General features: G+C 66.3%; 1 protein-coding gene. It reads left to right on the top strand.

The window, feature by feature from the left end:
• Positions 1-329, top strand: a 329-nt coding sequence (locus HX846_RS36710; RefSeq protein ID WP_178967402.1) for an aldehyde dehydrogenase family protein, incomplete at both ends; no start/stop codon positions are given.

Raw genomic sequence — 329 nt, 5'->3', positions numbered from 1 at the left:
GACCCTCACCGGCAGCGTGCGCGCCGGCATGGCCATCGGTTCCCAGGCCGGGGCCGCGCTGAAAAAATGCGTACTGGAACTGGGCGGTTCCGACCCGTTCATTGTGCTCAACGACGCCAACCTCGACGAAGCCGTGCAAGCCGCCCTGATCGGCCGTTTCCAGAACTCCGGCCAGGTGTGCGCCGCCGCCAAGCGCCTGATCATCGAAGAAGGCGTGGTGGAAGCCTTCACCGCCAAATTCCTCGAAGCCAGCCGCAACCTGGTGATGGGCGACCCGACCGCCACCGAGACCTACATCGGGCCGATGACCCGCTTCGACCTGCGGGACG

Source organism: Pseudomonas sp. K5002 (assembly GCF_013386655.1).
GTDB lineage: Bacteria > Pseudomonadota > Gammaproteobacteria > Pseudomonadales > Pseudomonadaceae > Aquipseudomonas.
This window is presented reverse-complemented; position numbering and strand designations above follow the sequence as displayed.